Origin of the sequence: Halomonas urumqiensis, assembly GCF_003028575.1 — a bacterium.
GTDB lineage: Bacteria > Pseudomonadota > Gammaproteobacteria > Pseudomonadales > Halomonadaceae > Halomonas > Halomonas urumqiensis.
The window spans coordinates 22,547-43,052 of sequence record NZ_PYUD01000005.1; the positions used below are offsets into that span (position 1 = coordinate 22,547).

At 64.3% G+C, this 20,506-nt stretch carries 22 protein-coding genes and 1 riboswitch; of the genes, 6 read left to right on the forward strand and 16 right to left on the reverse strand.

Going from position 1 to position 20,506, the window contains the following annotated elements:
• Window positions 1-130: 130 nt before the first annotated feature.
• Window positions 131-706, forward strand: a complete 576-nt coding sequence (locus tag C6V82_RS13295) for a histidine phosphatase family protein (protein WP_102587939.1) — start codon at window positions 131-133, stop codon at window positions 704-706.
• Here C6V82_RS13295 and arsH read toward each other — a convergent pair.
• From arsH to C6V82_RS13315, 4 genes are all read right to left on the reverse strand, one after another.
• Window positions 686-1,441 carry an arsenical resistance protein ArsH gene (gene arsH, locus C6V82_RS13300; RefSeq protein WP_102587938.1) on the reverse strand — a complete coding sequence of 252 codons (756 nt, stop codon included), beginning with the start codon at window positions 1,439-1,441 and terminating at the stop codon, window positions 686-688. The two genes, C6V82_RS13295 and arsH, sit on opposite strands and share 21 nt — an antisense overlap.
• Window positions 1,438-2,601 (reverse strand): MFS transporter, encoded by a 1,164-nt coding sequence (locus tag C6V82_RS13305; RefSeq protein WP_102587937.1) that lies wholly within the window; start codon window positions 2,599-2,601, stop codon window positions 1,438-1,440. Before C6V82_RS13305 ends, arsH begins: the two co-directional genes overlap by 4 nt.
• 49 nt (window positions 2,602-2,650) lie before the next feature.
• Complete coding sequence (locus tag C6V82_RS13310; protein ID WP_102587936.1) at window positions 2,651-3,073, reverse strand: PadR family transcriptional regulator; 423 nt, start codon at window positions 3,071-3,073, stop codon at window positions 2,651-2,653.
• A 72-nt stretch (window positions 3,074-3,145) separates the two neighbouring features.
• On the reverse strand, window positions 3,146-3,325 hold the full coding sequence (locus tag C6V82_RS13315) for a hypothetical protein (RefSeq protein WP_102587935.1): 180 nt from the start codon (window positions 3,323-3,325) through the stop codon (window positions 3,146-3,148).
• Between the two features lie 222 nt (window positions 3,326-3,547).
• On the opposite strand from C6V82_RS13315, the gene C6V82_RS13320 reads away from it, so the two are divergent.
• From C6V82_RS13320 to C6V82_RS13330, 3 genes are read left to right on the forward strand one after another with little or no spacing between them, the layout of a single operon-like run.
• A complete protein-coding gene (locus C6V82_RS13320; protein WP_102587934.1) occupies window positions 3,548-4,543 on the forward strand; it encodes an LLM class flavin-dependent oxidoreductase in 996 nt (331 codons plus the stop codon).
• Window positions 4,540-5,253: an AzlC family ABC transporter permease gene (locus C6V82_RS13325; protein WP_102587933.1), complete on the forward strand. Its 714-nt coding sequence runs from the start codon at window positions 4,540-4,542 to the stop codon at window positions 5,251-5,253. The genes C6V82_RS13320 and C6V82_RS13325 overlap by 4 nt, the downstream gene beginning before the upstream one ends.
• Window positions 5,250-5,567, forward strand: coding sequence for an AzlD family protein (locus C6V82_RS13330; RefSeq protein ID WP_102587932.1), 318 nt, complete (start codon window positions 5,250-5,252; stop codon window positions 5,565-5,567). Before C6V82_RS13325 ends, C6V82_RS13330 begins: the two co-directional genes overlap by 4 nt.
• Window positions 5,568-5,696: 129 nt before the next feature.
• On the opposite strand, the gene C6V82_RS13335 is transcribed toward C6V82_RS13330, so the two are convergent.
• The 4 genes from C6V82_RS13335 to C6V82_RS13350 form a co-directional block, all read right to left on the reverse strand.
• Window positions 5,697-7,001: an amidohydrolase gene (locus tag C6V82_RS13335; RefSeq protein WP_102587931.1), complete on the reverse strand. Its 1,305-nt coding sequence runs from the start codon at window positions 6,999-7,001 to the stop codon at window positions 5,697-5,699.
• Between the two features lie 18 nt (window positions 7,002-7,019).
• Window positions 7,020-8,474, reverse strand: a complete 1,455-nt coding sequence (locus tag C6V82_RS13340; RefSeq protein ID WP_102587930.1) for a sodium:solute symporter family protein — start codon at window positions 8,472-8,474, stop codon at window positions 7,020-7,022.
• Window positions 8,467-8,679: a hypothetical protein gene (locus C6V82_RS13345; protein WP_102587929.1), complete on the reverse strand. Its 213-nt coding sequence runs from the start codon at window positions 8,677-8,679 to the stop codon at window positions 8,467-8,469. The genes C6V82_RS13340 and C6V82_RS13345 overlap by 8 nt, the downstream gene beginning before the upstream one ends.
• A 202-nt stretch (window positions 8,680-8,881) precedes the next feature.
• Complete coding sequence (locus tag C6V82_RS13350; RefSeq protein WP_102587928.1) at window positions 8,882-10,117, reverse strand: D-amino acid dehydrogenase; 1,236 nt, start codon at window positions 10,115-10,117, stop codon at window positions 8,882-8,884.
• A 160-nt stretch (window positions 10,118-10,277) separates the two neighbouring features.
• A riboswitch (glycine riboswitch) is annotated at window positions 10,278-10,375 on the reverse strand.
• Window positions 10,376-10,463: 88 nt separating this feature from the next.
• Between C6V82_RS13350 and C6V82_RS13355 the strand changes: the two genes are divergently transcribed.
• Together C6V82_RS13355 and C6V82_RS18395 are read left to right on the forward strand one after the other, a co-directional pair.
• A complete protein-coding gene (locus tag C6V82_RS13355; protein WP_102587927.1) occupies window positions 10,464-11,357 on the forward strand; it encodes a LysR family transcriptional regulator in 894 nt (297 codons plus the stop codon).
• 246 nt (window positions 11,358-11,603) lie between these two features.
• Window positions 11,604-12,089: a hypothetical protein gene (locus C6V82_RS18395; protein ID WP_102587926.1), complete on the forward strand. Its 486-nt coding sequence runs from the start codon at window positions 11,604-11,606 to the stop codon at window positions 12,087-12,089.
• A 14-nt stretch (window positions 12,090-12,103) separates the two neighbouring features.
• Here the strand turns inward: C6V82_RS18395 and benB are convergent, their stop codons facing one another.
• The 8 genes from benB to C6V82_RS13405 all read right to left on the reverse strand — a co-directional run bounded on the left by benB (window position 12,104) and on the right by C6V82_RS13405 (window position 20,495).
• Window positions 12,104-12,592 (reverse strand): benzoate 1,2-dioxygenase small subunit, encoded by a 489-nt coding sequence (benB, locus tag C6V82_RS13365; RefSeq protein WP_102587925.1) that lies wholly within the window; start codon window positions 12,590-12,592, stop codon window positions 12,104-12,106.
• Window positions 12,593-12,624: 32 nt separating this feature from the next.
• Window positions 12,625-14,004: a Rieske 2Fe-2S domain-containing protein gene (locus C6V82_RS13370; RefSeq protein ID WP_102587924.1), complete on the reverse strand. Its 1,380-nt coding sequence runs from the start codon at window positions 14,002-14,004 to the stop codon at window positions 12,625-12,627.
• A 162-nt stretch (window positions 14,005-14,166) separates the two neighbouring features.
• Window positions 14,167-15,141, reverse strand: a complete 975-nt coding sequence (catA, locus tag C6V82_RS13375; protein WP_102587958.1) for a catechol 1,2-dioxygenase — start codon at window positions 15,139-15,141, stop codon at window positions 14,167-14,169.
• Window positions 15,142-15,746: 605 nt separating this feature from the next.
• Window positions 15,747-17,006, reverse strand: coding sequence for a benzoate/H(+) symporter BenE family transporter (locus tag C6V82_RS13380; protein WP_102587923.1), 1,260 nt, complete (start codon window positions 17,004-17,006; stop codon window positions 15,747-15,749).
• A 126-nt stretch (window positions 17,007-17,132) separates the two neighbouring features.
• Window positions 17,133-17,921 (reverse strand): benzoate diol dehydrogenase BenD, encoded by a 789-nt coding sequence (benD, locus tag C6V82_RS13390; protein WP_180978269.1) that lies wholly within the window; start codon window positions 17,919-17,921, stop codon window positions 17,133-17,135.
• Window positions 17,918-18,943, reverse strand: a complete 1,026-nt coding sequence (gene benC / locus C6V82_RS13395) for a benzoate 1,2-dioxygenase electron transfer component BenC (protein WP_102587922.1) — start codon at window positions 18,941-18,943, stop codon at window positions 17,918-17,920. The genes benD and benC overlap by 4 nt, the downstream gene beginning before the upstream one ends.
• Before the next feature lie 100 nt (window positions 18,944-19,043).
• Window positions 19,044-19,334 carry a muconolactone Delta-isomerase gene (catC, locus tag C6V82_RS13400; RefSeq protein WP_102587921.1) on the reverse strand — a complete coding sequence of 97 codons (291 nt, stop codon included), beginning with the start codon at window positions 19,332-19,334 and terminating at the stop codon, window positions 19,044-19,046.
• Window positions 19,335-19,376: 42 nt separating this feature from the next.
• A complete protein-coding gene (locus tag C6V82_RS13405) occupies window positions 19,377-20,495 on the reverse strand; it encodes a muconate/chloromuconate family cycloisomerase (protein WP_102587920.1) in 1,119 nt (372 codons plus the stop codon).
• Window positions 20,496-20,506 lie beyond the last annotated feature (11 nt).

Below are 20,506 nucleotides of genomic sequence, written 5' to 3' on the forward strand. Positions count from 1 at the left end.
ATACTAGACACAAACCGAAAAGCTCGGGCCATATCGTACTGACATCGGCGAAGGCGTTGACCGAGGCGCTACCCGTGATGGGGCGATTGGGATAGCCTCGAGGTGTTTCCGATCCGCCTGGTCACTCCCCATGCTCAGCTTACGCCACCTTTCTTTCGCCTTGATGCTCAGTGTGTTGGGCACGGCACCCTCCACCGCTCGGGCGAGCGAGGCAACCTGGCAGGCGCTGCAGGAGGGTGGCTTGGTGGTGCTGATGCGTCATGCACTGGCGCCGGGTGTCGGTGATCCGCCTGAATTCGAGCGGGGTCGCTGTGACACACAGCGCAATCTTTCCGCGGCCGGGCGCACTCAGGCCGAGGCGGCTGGCCGGGCGTTACGCCAGCGAGACATCCCCATTGACGAGGTATTTTCGTCACAGTGGTGCCGAGCGCTGGATACCGCCGAGCTGATGGATGTCGGCGAGGTAGCGCCAGCACCTTGGCTGGATTCCTTCTTCCGTGAGCGTAGCGAACAAGCGGCGCGCACCCAACGCGCCCGCGAACGCATCCTGGACTGGCAAGGCCCAGGTAACCTGCTGCTGATCACACACCAGGTGAACATCTCGGCGTTGACGGGTAACGGGGCGGGGTCTGGCGACATGCTCGTGGTGCGCCCGGATGGGGACGACATACAGAGTGTCGGGCGGTTAAGGCTTCGCGCCGAGTAAGCCCACCGCCGCCCGGTCCGTCACCGGGTCGGCCTTGGCGCCCGCCGCTTCGCGGCGCTCAGAGTAGCGGTCCACCAGGGTTTCGCCGTGGGGCCGCAGCAGCAGGGTGAAGCGTACCAGTTCCTCCATCACGTCGACGATGCGGTCGTAGAGCGGCGAGGGGCGCATTCGGCCGGCCTCGTCGAACTCCTGGTACGCCTTGGGCACGCTGGATTGGTTGGGGATGGTGAACATGCGCATCCATCGCCCCAGCAGGCGCAGGGTGTTCACCGCATTGAACGACTGCGAGCCGCCGCTGACCTGCATCACCGCCAGGGTACGCCCCTGGGTGGGCCGAACCGCTCCCATGCTCAGCGGCAGATGGTCGACCTGGGTTTTCATCACACCGGTGATCTGGCCATGGCGCTCGGGGCTACACCACACCTGCCCCTCCGACCAGATAGCCAGCTCTCGAAGTTCACGCACGGCGGGGTGATCGTCGCCGGCCACCTGGTCCGGCAGCGGCAGGTCGGAAGGGTCGAAGATCCGCGTGTCGGCGCCGAAATGGCGCAGCAGCCGTGCCGCCTCCTCCACCGCCAGGCGCGAAAAGGAGCGTTCGCGCAGCGAACCGTAGAGCAGCAGGATACGCGGCGGATGGCCGAGTGGATCAGGCAAGCCCTGACCAGGCCGCTGGCGAGCAAAACGCGCGTCGAGCGCCGGGAGATGGTCGGGGTCGGTCAGTGTGCGAAGTCTCATGTCGCCTCCTTGATGGCGTGGGTTTGCAGAGCGACCAGCGCCACCAGGGCCGCCAGCCCCAGGGCGGAGGAGAACAGCAGCGCCTGGGTACCGAAGCGCTCGATCAATAGCGCAAAGGCCAGCGGTGCCAGCGCCTGGCCGAAGCGTGCCGGCACCATCAGCACGCCCTGGCGCAGGCCATAACCATGGGGGCCGAAGATCGCCAGCGGCAGCGTCCCCTTGGCGATGGTGAGAATGCCGTTGCCGGCGCCGTGCAACAGCACGAAGACGAACGCCAGCGGGGCGCCCAGCGTCATCACCCCGAGCGCGCCGATGGGATGGGCCACCACCGCCAGCTTCGCCGAGAGCAGCGGATGGAAGCGCCGCAGCAGCGAGAACTCGAGCAGGCGCGCCGCCACCTGGGCCGGTCCCACCAGCGCGGCGGCGGCGATGGCGCCGGCGGGAGAGAGACCCGCGATCTGCAGCAGCCAGGGCAAGTGCGCCGCCATGCCGGTGCTGATGAACCAGGTGACGGTGAAGACGAAGGCCAGCAGCGCCATGGGCAGCCAGGTCGACTCCGCACCGTCGGATGTCACCTCGGCCCGGGGAGCGGGCGGCTGGATACCGACAGGAATCAGCAGACGGTTGAGCGGCAGGCCCAGCAACAGATGCACCGCCGCCCAGGTGAAGCAGGCGTTCTGCCAGCCGAACTCGGCATCGAGCCAGCCGGTGATCGGCCAGCACACGGTGCTGGCGAATCCCGCGAGCAGGGTGATCCCGGTAATCGGGCCACGCGCCTCGCGGCCATAGAGCCCCGCCAGGGTCGAGAAGGCCGATTCGTACAGCCCCATGCCCATGCCGACACCGATCACCAGCCACCCCGCCCACAGCATCATGGGCCCGGCGGCCAGCCCCAGCATCACCAGCCCCAGGGCGAACACCAGGCTGGAGACCGCCAGCACGTCTCGCCCACCGAAGCGATCGATGCGACGCCCCACCGCCGGCCCCAGCAGCGCCGACACCACCAGCGCCGAAGAGAACGCCGCGAACACCGTGCCGGTGGAAAGACCAAGATCCCGCGCCATGGGCACCGCGAGTATCGCCGGCAGGTAATAGGTCGAGCCCCAGGCCAGGGTCTGGGAAACGCCCAGGGCGATGACCACACGGGTACGAGGGTTCATCTTATACCTCGATCACCGAGGTATATAAACCCGAAAAAAACCCATGCACTCATTCTTTGCGCTCCTCCCGATTCGCTGCCGCCTTGCCGGTCATGCGGCGGCTCTCGACGATGCAATCCGTGGCTTCAAGCCAGGCATCCACCGCCACCTGAAAGGCATCACGGCCCTTGTCCGTCAACGCGTAGACCTTGCGAGAGCGCCCCTGCACTACCTCGGAAGTCGAGTGCAGGTACCCCCCCGCCTCGAACTCGTTGAGCATCGGATACACTGTACCCTCGGAGGGGCTACAGCACCCCTTGGTGCTCTTCTCCACCGCCTGTACCACCTCGTAGCCATGCATCGGCTTGCGGTGCAGCACGCTGAGCACGAAGAACTTCGACAACGACATCTTGATCGTGCCGTGCCAGTACGAAGGGTCGCTGTAGTCGGGGATCTTGCGGCCGCTGGCCGCCCCGGTCTTGGTTCTGATCATGGGAGCAACCTATACCTCGATGCTCGAGGCGTCAAGGCAGCACATTCCTCGAGATGCCTGGGCGACTTGTGCCTATCGCAACAGGGTCAGTACCAGGGCGATTCCGCCCACCACCAGCGCCACGATCACTGCGGCGCCGACCGCGCGGTCAAGCCAGCGGTCGAACTGCGCACCCAGCGAGCGCCGCGGAGAGCGGCGGCGTGTGGCGCCGCGCCGACTGGGCCCGTGGGCGGTGTGGCGGGGGAAGGCCATGGTAGAAGTCCGGTTTCATCACATGGGGGGTGAGCTTACGAAGATAAAGCTTACGATTTGTGCCGTACCGATGCCAGCGATGGCATATCCGGCGAACCGGGTGAATGCAGGGATTTCTTGCGCCGGGGATTGATTATCGCCCACCGCGCCCCGATGCTGTGATAAAGAGCAGGCTAACGTTCTCGGCCTGCCCCGTTGCCACCCCCTTTTGCCGGAGTCGCCATGTCTCGTCTCGCTAACACGCCCCTTTCCGTTCTCGACCTGGCGCCCATCCGCGACCGTGGCAGCGTCGGCGACAGTTTCCACGAGAGCGTGGCGCTCGCCCGGCTCACCGAACGGCTGGGCTTCACTCGCTACTGGTTGGCGGAACACCATAGCATCGAAGGCATCGCCAGCGCCGCCACCGCTGTGCTGATCGGCCATATCGCGGGGGCCACCGAACGCATTCGCGTGGGCAGTGGTGGAATCATGCTACCCAACCACCCGCCGCTGGTGGTGGCCGAACAGTTCGGCACCCTGGAAACCCTCTACCCCGGCCGCATCGACCTGGGGCTTGGCCGCGCGCCGGGTTCGGATGGCGCCACCATGGCGGCGATGCGCCGCAACCCCCAGGCCGGCGTGGATGACTTTCCCGAACGGCTTGCCGAGCTGCAGGGCTTTCTCGGCGACGAGCAACCTGGGCAGCGCGTCCGCGCGGTTCCGGGACAGAGCACCAATGTACCGATCTGGCTGCTCGGCTCCAGCGGCTACAGCGCCCAACTGGCGGCTCGCCTGGGGCTCCCCTTCGCTTTCGCCGCGCAGTTCGCGCCGGGCTACCTGCACGAAGCACTACGCCTGTATCGCGACAATTTTCGGCCCTCGGCAACCCTCGACAAACCGCATGCCATGGTCGGCCTGCCGGTGATCGCCGCCGAAAACGATGAACTGGCCGAGTATCTCGCCTCTACCGCGCGCCAGAAATTTCTCAACCTGATTCGCGGCACGCGGCTGCGCTCGCAACCGCCGGTCGAACGGCTCGACTGGACACCCCTGGAGCAGGCCCAGGTCGGCCAGTTCCTGGGCGCGGCGATCATCGGCGGCCCACAGACCGTGCGTGAAGGGCTCGAGGCCTTCCTGGACCAGACCGGTGCCGATGAACTGATGATCAACACCGATACTTACTCGGCTGAGGACCGCCTGAGAAGCTACGAGATCGTCGCCGAGCAGTGGCGCTCATGAGCCAGGACAACGCCTCGAGGCCGACCTTTCACCATCTCGTCAGCGGCTTCAAGCGCATGGCGCCGCTGTCGATGTTCGTCATCGTCTTCGGCCTGGCGTTCGGGGTGGCGGCGCTGCAGCAGGGCCTTTCCGGCTTAGAGACGCTGATGATGAGTGGGCTGGTATTCGCCGGGGCCGCCCAGTTCGCCACGCTGGAGCTGTGGGGCGACAGCATCCCGCTGATACCGCTGGTGGCGATCACACTGGCAATCAACGCCCGCCACCTGCTGATGGGTGCGGTCTTCTACCCGAACCTGCGCGACCTGTCCGCGCCCAAGCGCTACGCCAGCCTGATCCTGCTCAGCGATGCCAACTGGGCGATGGCCATGACCGGCACGACTCCGGCGGAGCGGCTGGGCATCCTGATCGGTGGCGGCGTGGCGCTATGGACCACCTGGATGATCGGTACCGGCCTTGGCGTGATATTCGGCAGTGCCATCAGCCAGCCCGAACGCCTGGGGCTCGACGCCATCATGGGCTGTTTCCTGCTGGCGATGCTGGTGGGCGACAAGCGTGACCTCGGTGTGCTGGTGCCCTGGAGCGCCGCCGCCCTGGCAGCCCTTGCCGCGATGACCTGGCTGCCGCCCCACGCCCATGTGATCGTCGGCGCCCTGGCGGGTGGCATCGTCGGGCTGCTGATGCCCGACCGGCGCGGGGAGATCGACTCATGACCCTTCAGGCCTCGGGTGGCGGCATCATGCTGGCCATCGTGATCATGGCGCTGACCACCTACCTGACTCGCGCCGGTGGTGTGTTCGTGATGGCACGGGTGCCGATCGGGCCCCGCGTCGAGCGCTTCATCAACGCCATGGCCGGCTCGGTGCTGGTGGCGGTAATCACCCCCATGGCGGTGAACGGCGACTGGGGCGCACGCATGGCGCTGGTCGCCACGGTCGGGGTGGTACTGCTGGTACGCAAGCCACTACCGGCGATCACCGCAGGCATCCTCACCGCTGCCCTGTGGCGGTTGGTGTTTCAGGGGTGAGTTCTCGATACCTGCTGATCTCGCCAGGCCACCAAGTGGCAGCCAAGACCAACAGGTATCGGTAGCGGCCACGAGGGAACACTGAAGACGCGGGGGCACGACGGTGCCCCGATGAGAGGCAGTAAGGCGTCAGACCGCCAGGTAGGCCAGGGCAGCAGAGGCCATGGCCTCGATACCAGTACGCAGGGTCACGTCGTTGCCCGGGAAGTAGTAGGGGGAGTGCGGCATCTCCAGGTGGCGCATCTTTTCAGACACACCCGTTCCCGGGGTTTCTGCCCAGCGCTCCGCGGGGGTGGCGCCAATAAACCAGTAGACGTAGGGGATATCCTCTCCGCCGAAACCGCCCGACTCGGCGCTGCCGAAGAACGGGAAATCCTCGCTACCATTGAGCCTTGGCATCTCATAGATACTGGCCGCACCAAAGTGCTCGGCATGAGCGCGACGTACATGCTCGACCGCCACGGAGTCGTTATCCAGAGAAATGGTCTCGTTGAGCACACGGATCTCCGGGGGGATTGGCGAGCGCCCCGCTTCGCATTCGGTACGGATGATGCGCTCGATAGACGCCACCACCTGGCGGTGCAGTGCGTTATCGAAGCTGCGGACATTGATCTCCAGTTCCGCGGAGTGCGGAATAATGTTGGCCTGGGTGCCCGCATGCAGCTTGCCGACAGTGAGCACAACGGTCTCCTCGGGTGGCACCTCGCGCGAGACGATGGTCTGCAGGCGGGTGACGACATGGGCGGCTATCACCACCGGATCCACCGTCTGTGCCGGCATGGAGCCATGCCCGCCAGCACCGTGAATCGTCACCGCCAGGTTGCTGCAGGCGGCCATGGCACGCCCGGAGATATGTCCAACAGTGCCCGCCAGGGCCGGCATATTGTGCTGCCCGAGAATTACGTTCGGACGCGCGAAGCGTTCGTAGAGGCCATCGTCGAGCATCGCCTTGGCGCCGCCGAAGACCTCCTCGGCGGGCTGGCAGATCAACATCAGTGTGCCACTCCACTGGTCCCGCAGCGCTGCCATCACACCGGCCGCTCCGACCACGCAGCTACTGTGCAGGTCGTGCCCACAGGCGTGCATCAGTGGCACCTCACGGCCCTCGGCCGTGGTCGCGGTTTCGCGGCTGGCGAAGTCGAGTCCCGTCTCCTCCTTGATCGGTAGTGCATCCATGTCGCCGCGCAGCATCACCGTGGGGCCTTCGCCGTTGTGCAGCAGCGCGACGACGCCGGTAACGCCAACGCCACGGGTCACCTCGTAGCCGAGTTCCTCCAGGGCCTCAGCGAGTCTTGCACTGGTAATGTGCTCCTGAAAGGGCAGTTCGGGGGTCTGGTGGAGCTTCCGATAGAGCGCCTGTACCTGCCCGAGGGTCGCGTCCACCTGGGCGCCGACGGCGTCCCTGATACCCACAGTGGTAATTGAGGTTGTCATCATGGCCTCCATGGCAGCTTAGTGACTGGGAACGGGATGGCCACCAGGGGTGGCACGACTGAAGCACTGCCAGACCACCACGACGCCGACATTGAGCAGCATCGCCCAGACGCCAGCGTGCCACCCGAGCGGCGAGCTCCACACGAAATCCATCAGCAGGTATGCCAGGCTGCCGACCAGGGCACCGGCCATGACACTGGCGCGACGCAGCCGCGGCAGGAACAGCGCCCCGAGCACCATCGGGAACAACTGCACGATCAGGCCGTAGGCACCCAGCAGCAGCAGTACCAGCGAAGCGGGGTTGGCCAGCGCGAACAGATAGGCGATCAATGACAGGCCAATGACGCTCCAGCGGGTCGCACGGACCGTCGCCTTCTCGCTGGCCCCCTTCATCATGGTGGGGCCCACCACATCGCGCACCAGCACAATGGCGGCGGTATGTGCCAGGTTGGCGCCGGTGGACATGGCCGCCGCCAGCGCGCCGGAAAGCATCAGGCCGATGACCCATGGCGAGAAGTTGGCCACGTCCATGACCATGCGCAGCAGCACGGTATCGGCCCGCGCCAGGGGATCGTCGGCAAAGACCAGGATGCCGGCGAAGCCGATGAACAAAAGCGGCACCAGCAAATAGGCATAGAGCGGGTAGAAGACGCTGACCTTGCGCAGCGTCTTGCCGCTCTCGGCGGAGTAGAACTTCATGAACAGGTGCGGCCACATGGCGCCACCGAAGGCGCTGACCAGCACCGCGGTGCTGAAGTAGCCCCAGTTCATGCCGTTGGCCCCGGGCATGGTCAGGTATTCAGGCATGGTCAGCTGGATCTGGCTGAACATCTCTCCCACGCCGCCATAGAGGCGCTCGGAGATGGACAAGCCCAGGAACCAGGCAATGGCGATCATCATGATTCCCTGGACCAGGTTGGTCCAGCCGATGCCATTCAAGCCGCTGCTGAACACGTAGGCGGCGACCACCACGAAGGCCAGCAGCGCCCCGAGCCAGAAGGGAATCAGGCCATCGGTGGCGGCCTGGAACAGCAGCCCGGCGCCGGCGATCTGGATGGTCAGATAGGGCACCAGGGCCAGCACGCCGATCACTCCGGCGAGGATACCCAGCGGCCGGCTCTGGTAGTGATCGGCGATCATGTCGCCCTGGGTCAGGTAGCCCTTCTCACGGCCCAGCGCCGCGACCCGTGGGCCCATGGCCCAGATGGTGATCGGCACCAGCGACAGATAGGCGAGGATGTAGAAGGCTGGCGCACCATGCTGGTAGCTCCAGCCCGGCGCCCCCAGGAAAGCGAAGGCGGAGAATATCTCGGCGCCAAGGATGAAGAACAGGATCACCACCCCGACGTGGCGCCCGCCGGCCACGTAGCCCTCGAGGCTCGAGTTCTCCTGACCACGGGCGCGCAACCCCACCCACAGCACCAGGGCCAGATAGGTCAGCGTGATACCGACGACGATCAGAGAATCACTCATGGCAGCCACCTCCGTGACGGATCACGAAAGCCACCCACATGCCGGCGAACAGCACCAGCATCCACAAGATGTACCAGAAGAACAGGAAAGGGAGGCCCATGACAGTGGGCTCTATGCGGTTGGCGATCAGGGCGCCGGGCCAGATCATCGCCAGAGTGCATAACGCAAAGTGCAGCCCCGTCATGAGGTGGTAGGTCTTGGTCATGTGAGTCGTCCAGCTCGCCGATGGCGAGTCTTGTTATGGGTTGTGTCTTGACTATGGCGCAGGCTTGTCGATAGAAAAAATATGGCTTTTATATGATATCCATATCATCATGGCATGGCTTTGGCGCAACGAAAGCTCCCGGCGCATGCGCCGGGAGCCGGTGGGAAAGCGGAAAAAGTGGGACAAAGCGGGAAAGACGAAACTAGCGGGCCAGGCTCGGCCGTGCGGTATCGGCGACCGCCACAGTGACCGAGTCAGCCACCATCTCGGCGGTGATCGCCGACAGGGTCCAGCCCAGGTGCCCGTGACCGGTATTGTAGAAGACACTTGGCATCCGCCCTCTCCCCACCCGTGGCATCATGTTGGGAAGCATCGGGCGCAGCCCGGCCCAGGGCACCACCCGCCGGGTGCTGACACCCGGAAAGCACTGCTCGACCCAGTCGATCAGCGGACGGATGCGATCATCACGAATATCGCGATTGAAGCCGTTGAACTCGGCCGTGCCGGCGACACGAAAGCGATCCCTTCCCAGCCGACTGGTGACCAGCTTGGCCTCGTCATCCAGCAGGCTAATCATCGGCGCCGCTTGCTGGGAAGCAGGCTCATCGAGATGCACGGTGATCGAATAGCCCTTGACCGGGTAGACATTGACCCGGTCACCCAGTTTGGCAGCAAGCCCGCGACTCCCTACCCCGGCACAGACCACCAGACCATCATAGGCTTCTCTCCACGCCTTGGTGGTCACCCAGGCGCCGCTGGCATCGGCCTCCACGTCGCACACGTCATAACCGTAGCGCGTCGTGACACCGCGCCGCTCGATGGCCTCGGCCAGGCCCAGAGTGAACTTGTGGATGTCGCCGGTGGCATCGCTTTCGGTGTAATAGCCACCGTAGTATTTCCCGGCCAGGCTGGGTTCGAGGGTACTCATCTCCTCTGGTGTCACCGCGCGACGCTCGAGGCCGCCCTCGGCGAGTAGCGAGGAGACCCGGCCGGCGTGCTCGAAATCCTGCTTCCGGCGATAGATGTGCAGGATGCCGCGCCGCTCCAGATCGAAGTCGATGCCCTCTTCCCGCGCCCACCGATAAAGATGATCGCGAGCGGCGATTGCCAGGCGTGTCGTCTCGGTGGTGTTGTCGGCATAGCGGGGAATGGCGGACATGAACTCGGCGAACCAGCTCAGTTTGTGCCAGGAGGGCTTGGGGTTGACCAGCAGCGGTGCATCGGCCCGCAACATCCAGCGTAACCCCTTGAGCACCGTGGGCCAGTGAGTCCAGACCTCGGCATTGGAGGCCGAGAGCTGTCCGCCGTTGGCAAAGGAAGTTTCCATGGCCGCATAGCGATGTCGTTCATAGAGCGTGACATCCAGACCACGCTTGAGAAGGGCATAAGCGGTAGTGACACCGGTGATGCCACCCCCGATAACGGCAATACGTTGCATCATTGTTCTCCAGACGCGTCGGGTTGACCCCACCGCCATTGGCTAGCGAGGACCCCTTCCGTCATGGAACCTGAGAGATTCGCAACGCATCGTCGACGATGCCCGCTTGCTCCTTCGGTGTGCCGACGGACGCTGTCGCCGGCCGCTCTTCGGAATCGGTGACGCGACGGCGGTCCGTTGGCCTGAGAGTTTCCGGGGCAGTTGCTCCTTCGGCGCCGGCACCGTGGTTAACGGACCGGACTCTCCCGCTATCGCGATATCAGTCGTTACACTATCCGCCCCTGGACGCCATAGCAAAAATATCAATAATAGATAATCACCATGCCATACAGGTATTGCTCTGCCCATGGAGTTCCGTCAGCTCAGCTATTTCATCGCCGTGGTCGAAACCGGCTCCATCTCCGCCGCCAGCCGCTACGTGCATATTGCCCAACCGGCTCTCACCCGCCAGATCAGATTGCTGGAGGAGGATCTCGACACGCGGCTGTTCGACCGCCATGCGCGTGGCATGCGACTGACAGTAGCGGGTCAGGCTCTCTACGAGGACGCCCAACAGCTGCTAGACGCTCGAGCGCAGATCCGGGCACGCCTGTCGGCGCTGGGCAGCGGCCTGACCGGCAAGGTCAGCCTCGGGGTGACGGTAACCCACCTCTGGGTGCCTGATGTGGCGGGGCTCCTCCGCCGCTATCGTGACCGCTACCCGCAGATCGCCTTCGAGGTATTCCCGCTGCTATCGGGGCCGCAGTTGGAGCGGCTGCGGGAAGGCAGTCTGGATGCCGGTGTGCTTTACCTCGACGAGACCGGCCACCCGGGGCTCGAGGCACGCCGACTACAGAACGACCACCTGGTCCTCGCCGTCCCAGAGCATTCGCCATGGGCCCAGGCCCCCCCGCAGGGCCTGGCTGAGCTCGCCAACGCCGACTTCGTGTGGGGATTTCGCAGTGCTTCACCGATCTACTTCGACCGCATGCAGGCCCACTTCCAGCGCCTCGACTTTCACCCCCGCGTGGTGCAATACGGCGCCGACAACATCGCCATTCTGAGCATGGTCGCCGCAGGCCTGGGCATCGCCATCCTGCCCGCTGCCAGCAGTTGCCACCCCATGCCGGGGATCCGCTTCCTGCGTCTGCCTGAGCTCGATGCCTGCGAGATGCCTTTGTGGTTCGCCTGGCGACCGGACAATGACTCGCCGGCGCTGCGAAACCTGGTCGAACTGGTGTGCGAAACAACCAAGTGCTGATCACCCGCCGGCGCTCGACGGACTGTGGCGGTTGTTGCTTGAGTTCAGGTGTTTCAGTGACGCCTGAGCCCGAGGAACGAATGTGCTCGCCCGGCCTCAAAGGGGCAGCCTTTTTCGGGGCTAGCGATTTTTGAGAGCCGGCTTTTTTCAGAGCTACCTTTATGGAGGGCTAGCTGTTTGAAGAGCTACCTCTTTAAGAGCTGGAAAAAGCCATGCTTGGCTCGGCCCCCCTCAGTGGAGACTCACATGCCCGACTCCCGTGACCCGAATCACGACCCGCGCCAGAACGCCGCCTGGCAGGCGGCGCAGCAGTGGCGCGAGCGCGCCCGCCAGAACAACGCCGGTGGCCCGCTCAGTGGGCTGAAGATGCTGCTCGCCTGGCTGCTGTTCGGCGCCATGATGATCGTCGCCGTGATACTGGGGCTGTTCTTCCTGTTGCTTGGCTGGGCCTTGATGCCATTGCTGCGCTACCGGATGAAGAAACGCATGGAACAGATGCGCGCCGACCGCGCCGAGGATATCGGCGGCAGTCACGAGCAGACCCGCTACGGCGAGACCCACTACAGTGAAACCCATCACCGCGAAACCCGTTATCGGGAACACCCTTCTCGTGAAAGTCCTTCTCGTGAAAGTCCTTCTCGAGAAAGTCGTGGCGGCAGCCGGGATCAGCAGGTGCTGGAAGGCGACTACGAGGTGAAGGCGTCGCCCCGCCGCGATGACGAGGCGAACTGACCGAACGGGTCTCGTCAGATGTGATAGACGTCGATGACCTGGTGGATGTAGTCGTTGTTGAGTTGCACGACTTTCCGGGTAATCAGCGGCGACTCCCCCGACACGTCCAGGTTGTAGAAGGCGCTGCCGAAGTAGCTGTCGGTCGTCTTGTAGCGATGGCTCAGGGTATGCCAGTTGAAGCGTAGCTCCAGCGTATCGCCCTCCTCCTTGAGCACCTCCAGGTTGTTGATCTGGTGGGTGGTACGCGGCTCCGGCGTACTCGCCCCGCTGCGCTCGGTCTTGATCCGGTAGACCCGGTCCTCGAGCCCCTCACGGTTCGGATAGTAGATCAGCGAGATCTCGCTGTGCGGGTCACGGGTCAACTGGTCGTCGTCATCCCAGGCCGGCATCCAGAACTCGGCGTCCTTGCGATAGCACTCAAGCCACTCGTCCCACTGGCGGTCATCGAGCAGGCGTGCTTCGCGGTACAGGAAGGCCTGGATGTCGTGGTAGCTGATACTCATGTCTGTTCTCCCCTTCTCGGTTCGTGCCGAACTCATGCTGACTGGGTGGCGGGCTCAGTCGTGATAAACCGACTGCGTTCCTTGTCGATGGCGCGCAGCATCTCCTCGACCCAGTGCTTGTGGTGCAACACGTATAGGCCTTCATCTTCCGGGGAGGCCCCGCTGAGCAGCGGCTTCATGTCGATTGCCTTGGCGTTGTCGTCGGCCCCCTCGATCCACTGCCTGGCGCCACGCGAGAGATCGTTCCACTCGGACAGCGCCCCGCTGTAGCCGTCCTGGCAAGCGCGGAACTCCTCGAGGTCGTCCGGCGTACCCATGCCCGAGACATTGAAGAAGTCCTCGTACTGGCGGATGCGCACACGGCGGTTCTCCGCCGATTCCCCCTTGGGCGCGAAGCAGTAGATGGTGACTTCGGTCTTGTCGACGCCGAGCGGACGCAGCACGCGGATCTGCGTGGAGAACTGGTCCATCAGGTAGACGTTGGGGTAGAGGCAGAGGTTACGGGTCTGGTTGACGATGGAGTCGGCACGCGCCGCGCCCAGTTCTGCCTCGATCTCATCCTTGCGGGCGTACACAGGGCGCACTTCGGGATTGAGCAGCCGCGTCCACAGCATCATGTGGCCGTTTTCATAGGAGTAGAAGCCACCCTGGCTCTTGGACCAGCCATCGGCGTCCACCGCCTTGGTGCCGCCAGCATCGTAGTTGCGACGCTCCATGGTCGAGGCGTAGTTCCAGTGCACGGAGCTGACGTGGTAGCCATCGGCACCGTTCTCGGCGCCCAGCTTCCAGTTGCCGTTGAAGGTGTAGGACGACGTGCCACGCAGGATCTCAAGGCCTTCCGGCGCCTGGTCGACGATATTGTCGATGATCTTGGTGGTCTCGCCCAGGTACTCCTCCAGCGGCACCACGTCATCGCTCAGGCTGCCAAACAGAAAGCCCTTGTAGTTTTCAAAGTGCGGCAGACGCTTGAGGTCGTGGGAGCCCTCCTGCTTGAAGCCTTCCGGATAGGCACCGTTTTTCTCGTTCTTGGCCTTGAGCAGCTTGCCATCGTTCTTGAAGGTCCAGCCGTGGAAGGGACAGGTGAAGGTACCCTTGTTGCCCTGCTTGCGACGACACAGGGTGGCGCCACGGTGGGCGCAGGCGTTGATCAGCCCGTGCAGCTCGCCCTGCTTGTCGCGGGTGATCACCACCGGCTGGCGGCCCATGGTCACGGTGAAGTAGTCGCCCGGCTCGCTGATCTGGCTTTCGTGGGCCAAAAACAGCCAGTTGCCTTCGAAGATGTGCTTCATCTCCAGGTCGAAGAAGGCCTGTTCGGTGAACATGCTGCGGTGACAGCGGAAGATGCCGTTGTCGGCGTCGTCGACGACGGCGCCGCGGACGCGTTGCTCGAGTTGGTCAAGATTGGTGGTCATGGAGTCATCCTCTTTAATCTTGTCTTGGCTGCCTGGGGCTGACCCGGGGACAGGCCCCGGGGTGCCGGACCATCGAGGAGGCGCTGTAAACAAGTCGCACCTCCTCTTCGGCCTGCCCCCGGCGCACCGGGCTGGAAGTAACGGAAATAATCCAGGTGCCGATCAAACCTTGGCGGTACCGGCCAGCTGACTGTGCTGGTCCTGCTCGTCTTCCTTGGCACGCGGGCGGGCATGACGCACCTGCAGCTCGGGTGCCGCGGTCTTGGCCAGCTCGATGTCGAACACCACCTCGGAGAAGGGCCCATCCAGCTCGCGCCTGGCGATCTCCGCCGTGTCTTCGATGCGCGTGGCCGGCACAACCAGCTCCTCGCGGGTAGCGAAGGCGAAGTCGTCGAAGGTGTAGGGGTCGCCGGCCAGGTTGATCTGGGTGGTCAGGTGCTTGTGGCCCGGGGCGGAGATGAAGTAGTGGATATGCGCCGGGCGCTGACCGTGGCGACCGAGCAGGTCGAGTACCTGCTGGGTCGGGCTATCCGGTGGGCAGCCGTAGCCTGAGGGGATGATGCTGCGCGCGGTATAACGACCCTCGGCATCGGTGAAGATGCTGCGGCGCAGGTTGTACTCGCCCTGGGTCGGGTCGAAGAACGAGTAGCCGCCCTTGGAGTTGGCGTGCCAGATCTCGACCTTGGCGCCGGCGACGGGATTGCCGTCGACGTCACGCACCTGGCCGGTCAACCACATGGTCTCGCCGTCCTGGTCCTTGCCATCGTCCATGCGCGCGAAGCCCTCGGCTTCCGGGGCACCGGCCACGTAGAGCGGGCCTTCGATGGTGCGTGGGGTGCCGCCCAGCAGGCCGCGCTCGGCATCGGCGGCGTCCATGCGCATGTCCAGGTAGTGGTCGAAGCCCAGTCCCGGCGCCAGCAGGCCGAACTGGGTGCCGCTACCCAGCGCGTTAAGCACGCTGACAGCCGTCCAGAACTCCTCGGCGCTGACATCGAAGTCGTCCATCAGGCGAAACACATCGGACAGCAGGCGGTGCATGATCTGCTTGGCGCGCTCGCTGCCGCCTGTCTGGTCGAAGCCGGCGACGGTGTTCAGGAAGGTCTGGACCTCGGGAGTATCGAAAATCTTCACGGTCATGGTCATGCTCTCATCGTTGTCGTTATGCCCTGCGGTGTGTCATCGGAGATGCAAGGCAAGTGGTCGAAACCTCCGGATGCCTGACAGGCCACATCTCGATGGAGGGGTTCGTTGCTTGATGAGGTGATTCTGGCCAGGCGGCGAAGTCGTCACCAATATTGTTTAAGTTCCCCTCCATACCCCTGGGGTATGGCCATCGCCGCGAACCCAGCGGCTTCCCTTCTGGCGAGGCGAGAAACAAAAGGCTTTCAAATAAACGACTTGCACGGAGCTTCTTGGCAAGGCGGGCTGTTGTGCCTGGCCTGTTCCTGGGTGGTGACGAAGCACTATGCCGGTGGGGCAGGCCACATCGCGGGCGCCAATCCACTCCTCTGGCCGACGCCGATCGAGACAAAAGGATAAGGCGCGAACGTGGCGGGTTCGGGGAGCTCCGCGCACCGCGCAACGCAGCGATTCGCTCGCGCAGGCATTTGTGCAGTGTTTCCCCACACAAAAAAGACCCGTGCTGCCGAGGCAGCTACGGGTCAAGGAGGATGGCGTCAAGGAGGATGGCGTCATGCAAGGGCCGGCAACCCTGCCGGCCTGGGTGTATCCGTCCGGGTGGATCAGCCTGGGTGGTTGGCCGGGAAGCGCTTGCGCAGCGCGGCACGCTCCTCGGAGAAGTCGAAATCCCGGAACTCCACCAGCATTGAGAGGCCGACCCCCAGCACCAGCGCCCAGAAGGAGGCGCCGATACCGAAGATCTGGATCCCGGAGACGGCGATCAGGAAGGAGAACATGGCGCCCACCTCATGTTTGCCGGAGAAGGTGATGTGCATGGCCGAGCTGATCACCCGCAGCAGCGCCAGGCCGGCGATGATGGCGATGAAGTAGCTGGGCATCGCTTCGATCAGGCTGAACACGAAGCCATAGAAGGGGGCCGCTACCACGAAGATGATGCCGACGATGACCGCGGCCACCCAGCGCTTGTCGTGGGTGCCCGCCTCGGGCGAGGAGCAGATGCCGGTCATCGGTGCGGCGATGCAGGTGCTGTGCAGGTTGAAGAAGGCCGAGATCATGGTGCCGATGCCGCCCACCGTGGTGATGGCATTGGCCGGGGCCTCCTGGTAGCCCATGCCCTTGACCAGCCCTACCCCGGCGGGGGTCTCCATGCCGACCAGGATCAGCGCCAGGGGCAGGCCATAAGCCAGGAAAGCCTGCAGGGAGAACGCCGGCATGATGAACTCGGGCATCTTGAACGAGAACGCCACGCTGGAAAAATCCGCACCGGAGAGCGCCATGTAGGCGATGCCGACCACCAGGGTGATCACCAGCGGCGGCACCCGCCTCAGGTAGCGCGCGGCAAAGAAGAAGGAGAGGATCATGATCGTTGCCGGCAGCAGCGCACTCCCCAGCGGCGCAACCATGTTGGTGCCGAACTTCAGCAATACACCCGCCACCATGCCCATCACGATGGGCATCGGAATCAGCCGCATGATCAGGCTCATCCAGCCCGCCAGGCCGATGACCAACGAGATGGCACCCGCCATAAGCGTCGCCCCGAGCGCCTCGTTGAGCCCCACCACGGGAATGATCGCCGCGAACAGCAGTGCCCCCGGGATGGAGTTGGCGACCGGCAGGGGTAGGCGGTAGTAGGCCGGCAGGAACAGACCGAACAGGCCGTTGATGAACAGGTAGCTGATCACCCACAGCAGAGTGAACTCTTGCGGCAGCCCGGCGGCGGTACCCGCACTGATATGGATCACGCCGGCACTGAGGCCGAAGATGCCTGCCACCACGCCGGCGCTCAGGTTGTCGACATTGAGGTCGCGCAGGAAGTCGCGTGGCGCCGTCGCGAGGCCGACGCCTTTCTCGAGGTGTTTCATGGGGGCTCCAGGGAATCGTTGTTGTGCTGGGTTTCGGGAAGCTGGGTTTCGGGAAGCTGGGTTTCGGGAAGCTGGGTTTCGGGAAGCTTGGTGTCGGGAAACGCTGTCTCGGGAAGCGTCGTGTCGCTACCCGAGGTCGCCGCCGGCCACCGGGATGACGGTGCCGGTGATGTAGTTGGCATCACTGGAGGCCAGGAACAGGATCGGGCCCGCCTGTTCATCGAGGCTGCCGTAACGCCCCATGAAGCTGGTGGACTTGGTCTGCTCGATCAGTGTCCGGTACCAGGCCTTCTCCTGTTCGGTCTGCTCGGCGGTATTGCGCGGGGTCTTGCGCGGTGGCGCTTCGGTGCCTCCGGGGGCCGTGGCATTCACCCGAATGCCGTGCTCGGCATACTCGAAGGCCAGGGCCACCGTCATGGCGTTGACCCCACCCTTGGCGGCGGCATAGGGCACGCGCATCAGGCCGCGGGTCGCCACCGACGAGACGTTGACGATATTGCCGCGGCTCTCCAGCAGGTGCGGCAGCGCCGCGCGGCAGCACCACAGCGTCGGGAACAGCGAGCGCCGCACTTCCTTCTCGATCTGCTCGGGCGAGTAGTGCTCGAAGGGCTGGGCCCAGATAGTGCCGCCGACGTTGTTGATGAGGATATCGATGCGTCCGAAGTGCTCGCGTGCCTGGGTCATCACGCTTTCAGCGCCCTCCCAGGTTTCGAGGTCGGCCTGGAGCGCCATTACCTGTGTGCCCTGTTCGCGCAAACCGGCGGCCACCGACTCGACATGCGCGGCGCGATCCACCAGCACCAGGCGCGCCCCTTCGGCCGCGGCCCGCTCGGCGACACGCTGACCGATGCCCTGGGCCGCACCGGTCACCACCATTACCTGATCCTGAAAACGCGGCGCTGGAATCTGGCTCATGCGGCCTCCCCCACCTGGTTGGGTGTGAACTTCTCGTAATGGAAGCTTTGCGGCACGATGCCCTGGGCGTCGAAGTGCCTGAGCACGGCATCCACCATCGGCGGTGGCCCACACAGGTAGACGTCGATATCGCCGTCGTGCATCACCTCGGCATCCATGTGGTGGGTCACGTAGCCCTTGCGAGGGTGGCTGCTCGCCTCGTCCACCACCACGGTGGCATAGGTGAAGCGCGGCAATTGCTCGGCCAGGGCCTCCAGTGCATCCACCTTGACCAGGTGGTCGTCCTTGTTGACCCCGTAGATCAGGTGAATGGGCGTCTCGCACCCCTTCACGGCGAGCTGTTCGAGCATCGAGAGAAACGGTGCCAGGCCTGTACCACCGGCCAGCATCAATACCGGGCGGCTGACCTCGCGCAGATAGAAGCTGCCCAGCGGGCCGGTCATGCTGAGCCGGTCGCCACTGGCGGCGCGTTCGGTCAAGTAACCGCTCATCACCCCGCCGGGGATATTGCGGATCAGGAAGGTGGCGCGCCGCTCACCCGGCAGCGAGCTGAATGAGTAGGAGCGGTGGGTGTCGCTGCCAGGCACCTCGATATGGATATACTGGCCAGGCAGGAAGGCCAGTTCGGCATCATCGTCCAGGTCGATGGCAAGCTCGATGCTGTCTTCCGAGAGCGATGCCACCGAGGCGACCGTGCCGTTGAACTTGCCCACCGCCGTCTTGCACAGCGTGGAGGCGACCGGCACCTGAACGACGCAATCCGACGCCGGCACCATCTGGCAGGTCAGCACCATGCCGTCGGCGGCTTCCTCATCCGAGAGCGCCTCCTCGAGGTACTCGTCGCCCATGTCGAAGGCACCCTGTTCGCAGTGGCCCTTGCAGGTTCCACACACGCCGTCGGAGCAGTCCATCGGCAGGTTGACCTTCTGGCGATAGGCGGCGTCGAGAACCGTTTCCCCCTCCTTGCAACCGATGAAACGGGTCACGCCGTCCTCGAAGTTGAGTGCAATGGTGTAGCTCATGGTGGTTTTCCTCCCGCTCCGAATCGGACGTGGTGAACGTCAATGCTCGGATGGATATCTTGTTGATCGGGTTGTATCGCGTTCCGGGCGCAAGGCCAGGTCAGCTATCGTCATCACGAACCGAAGAGGGATGACGGCACAGCGGTGTGACATGGATCGCCATGTACGGAAACAACGGCAGGTTCGAGACGATCTCCTGCAGCTCGGCGTTGTCTTTCACGTCGAAAATGCTGACGTTGGCGTAGCTGCCGGCGACCCGCCACAGGTGGCGCCACTTGCCGGTGCGCTGCAGTTCCTGCGCGTACGCCTTCTCGGTTGACTTGATCTCGGCGGCCCGCTCGGGGGGCATGTCGGGCGGCAGCTTCACGGTCATTTGCACTTGAAACAGCATGGGACGTTCTCCACTCGATTCCGGTTGATACGTTGAAGGGGCTCAGCCGCGCGAATAGTGCGCCAGCTTGTCTTCATCCAGGGTGATGCCGAGGCCAGGCAAGCGCGGCAGGTCGACACCGAACTCGTGGTATTCAAGCGGTGCGGTGACGATGTCGTCCTCGAGCAGCAGCGGGCCGAACATTTCGGTGCCCCAGGCCATCTCGGGAAGCGTCGCCCAGGCGTGCAATGAGGCGGCGGTGCCGATGGTGCCTTCCAGCAGGGTGCCGCCGTAGAGGCCGATACCGGCGGCCTGGGCCACATGCGCCAGTTCCAGCACTCCATAGAGCCCACCCGACTTGGCGAGCTTCAATGCGAAGGCGCCGCTGAATCCCGCACAAGCCAGGTCCAGGCCATCGCGGGCATCCTGTACCGACTCATCGGCCAGCATCGGCACATTGAAGCGACGCGACAGTCGAATCAGTCCGGCATGCTCGCGGGCCGGTATGGCCTGCTCGACCAATTCGATACCGGCATCCTGCAGGGCCTGGATGCCGCGCACCGCGGTGCGTTCGTCCCAGGCCTGGTTGAGGTCGACCCTGACACTGGCGCGGTCGCCCAGCGCCGCTTTGATGGCGGCCACATGGCGAACGTCGTCGTCCACGGCGTTGGCCCCAATCTTGAGTTTGAAATCGCAGTGCCGTCGGTCATCGAGGCGCTGGAAGGCTTCATCGATATCCTTGTGGGTATCGCCACTCGCCAGCGTCCATAGCACCGGCAGATGGGTATGGCGCGCGCCGCCGAGCAGGTCGGACACCGGCAGCCCCAGGCGCTTGCCCTGGGCATCGAGCAGCGCGGTCTCCAGGGCCGACTTGGCGATCATGTTGCCGCGGGTATGGCGCGCCATGCGTGCGCGCAGGGTGTTGATGTTGCCGGAGGGCTGGCCGATCAGCAGCGGCGCCAGATAGGTATCGATATTGCGCTTGATGCTCTCGGGGCTCTCGGGGCCATAGGCCAGCCCACCGATGGTGGTGCCCTCCCCCAGGCCCTCGATGCCGTCGGAGTGACGCATGCGCACGATGACCAGGGTCTGGCGTGCCATGGTGGTCATGGACAGCTTGTGCGGTCTTATGGTCGGCAGGTCGACCAGCAGGGTGTCAATGGTCTCGATAACGGTTGTCATGGCGGCTCCCG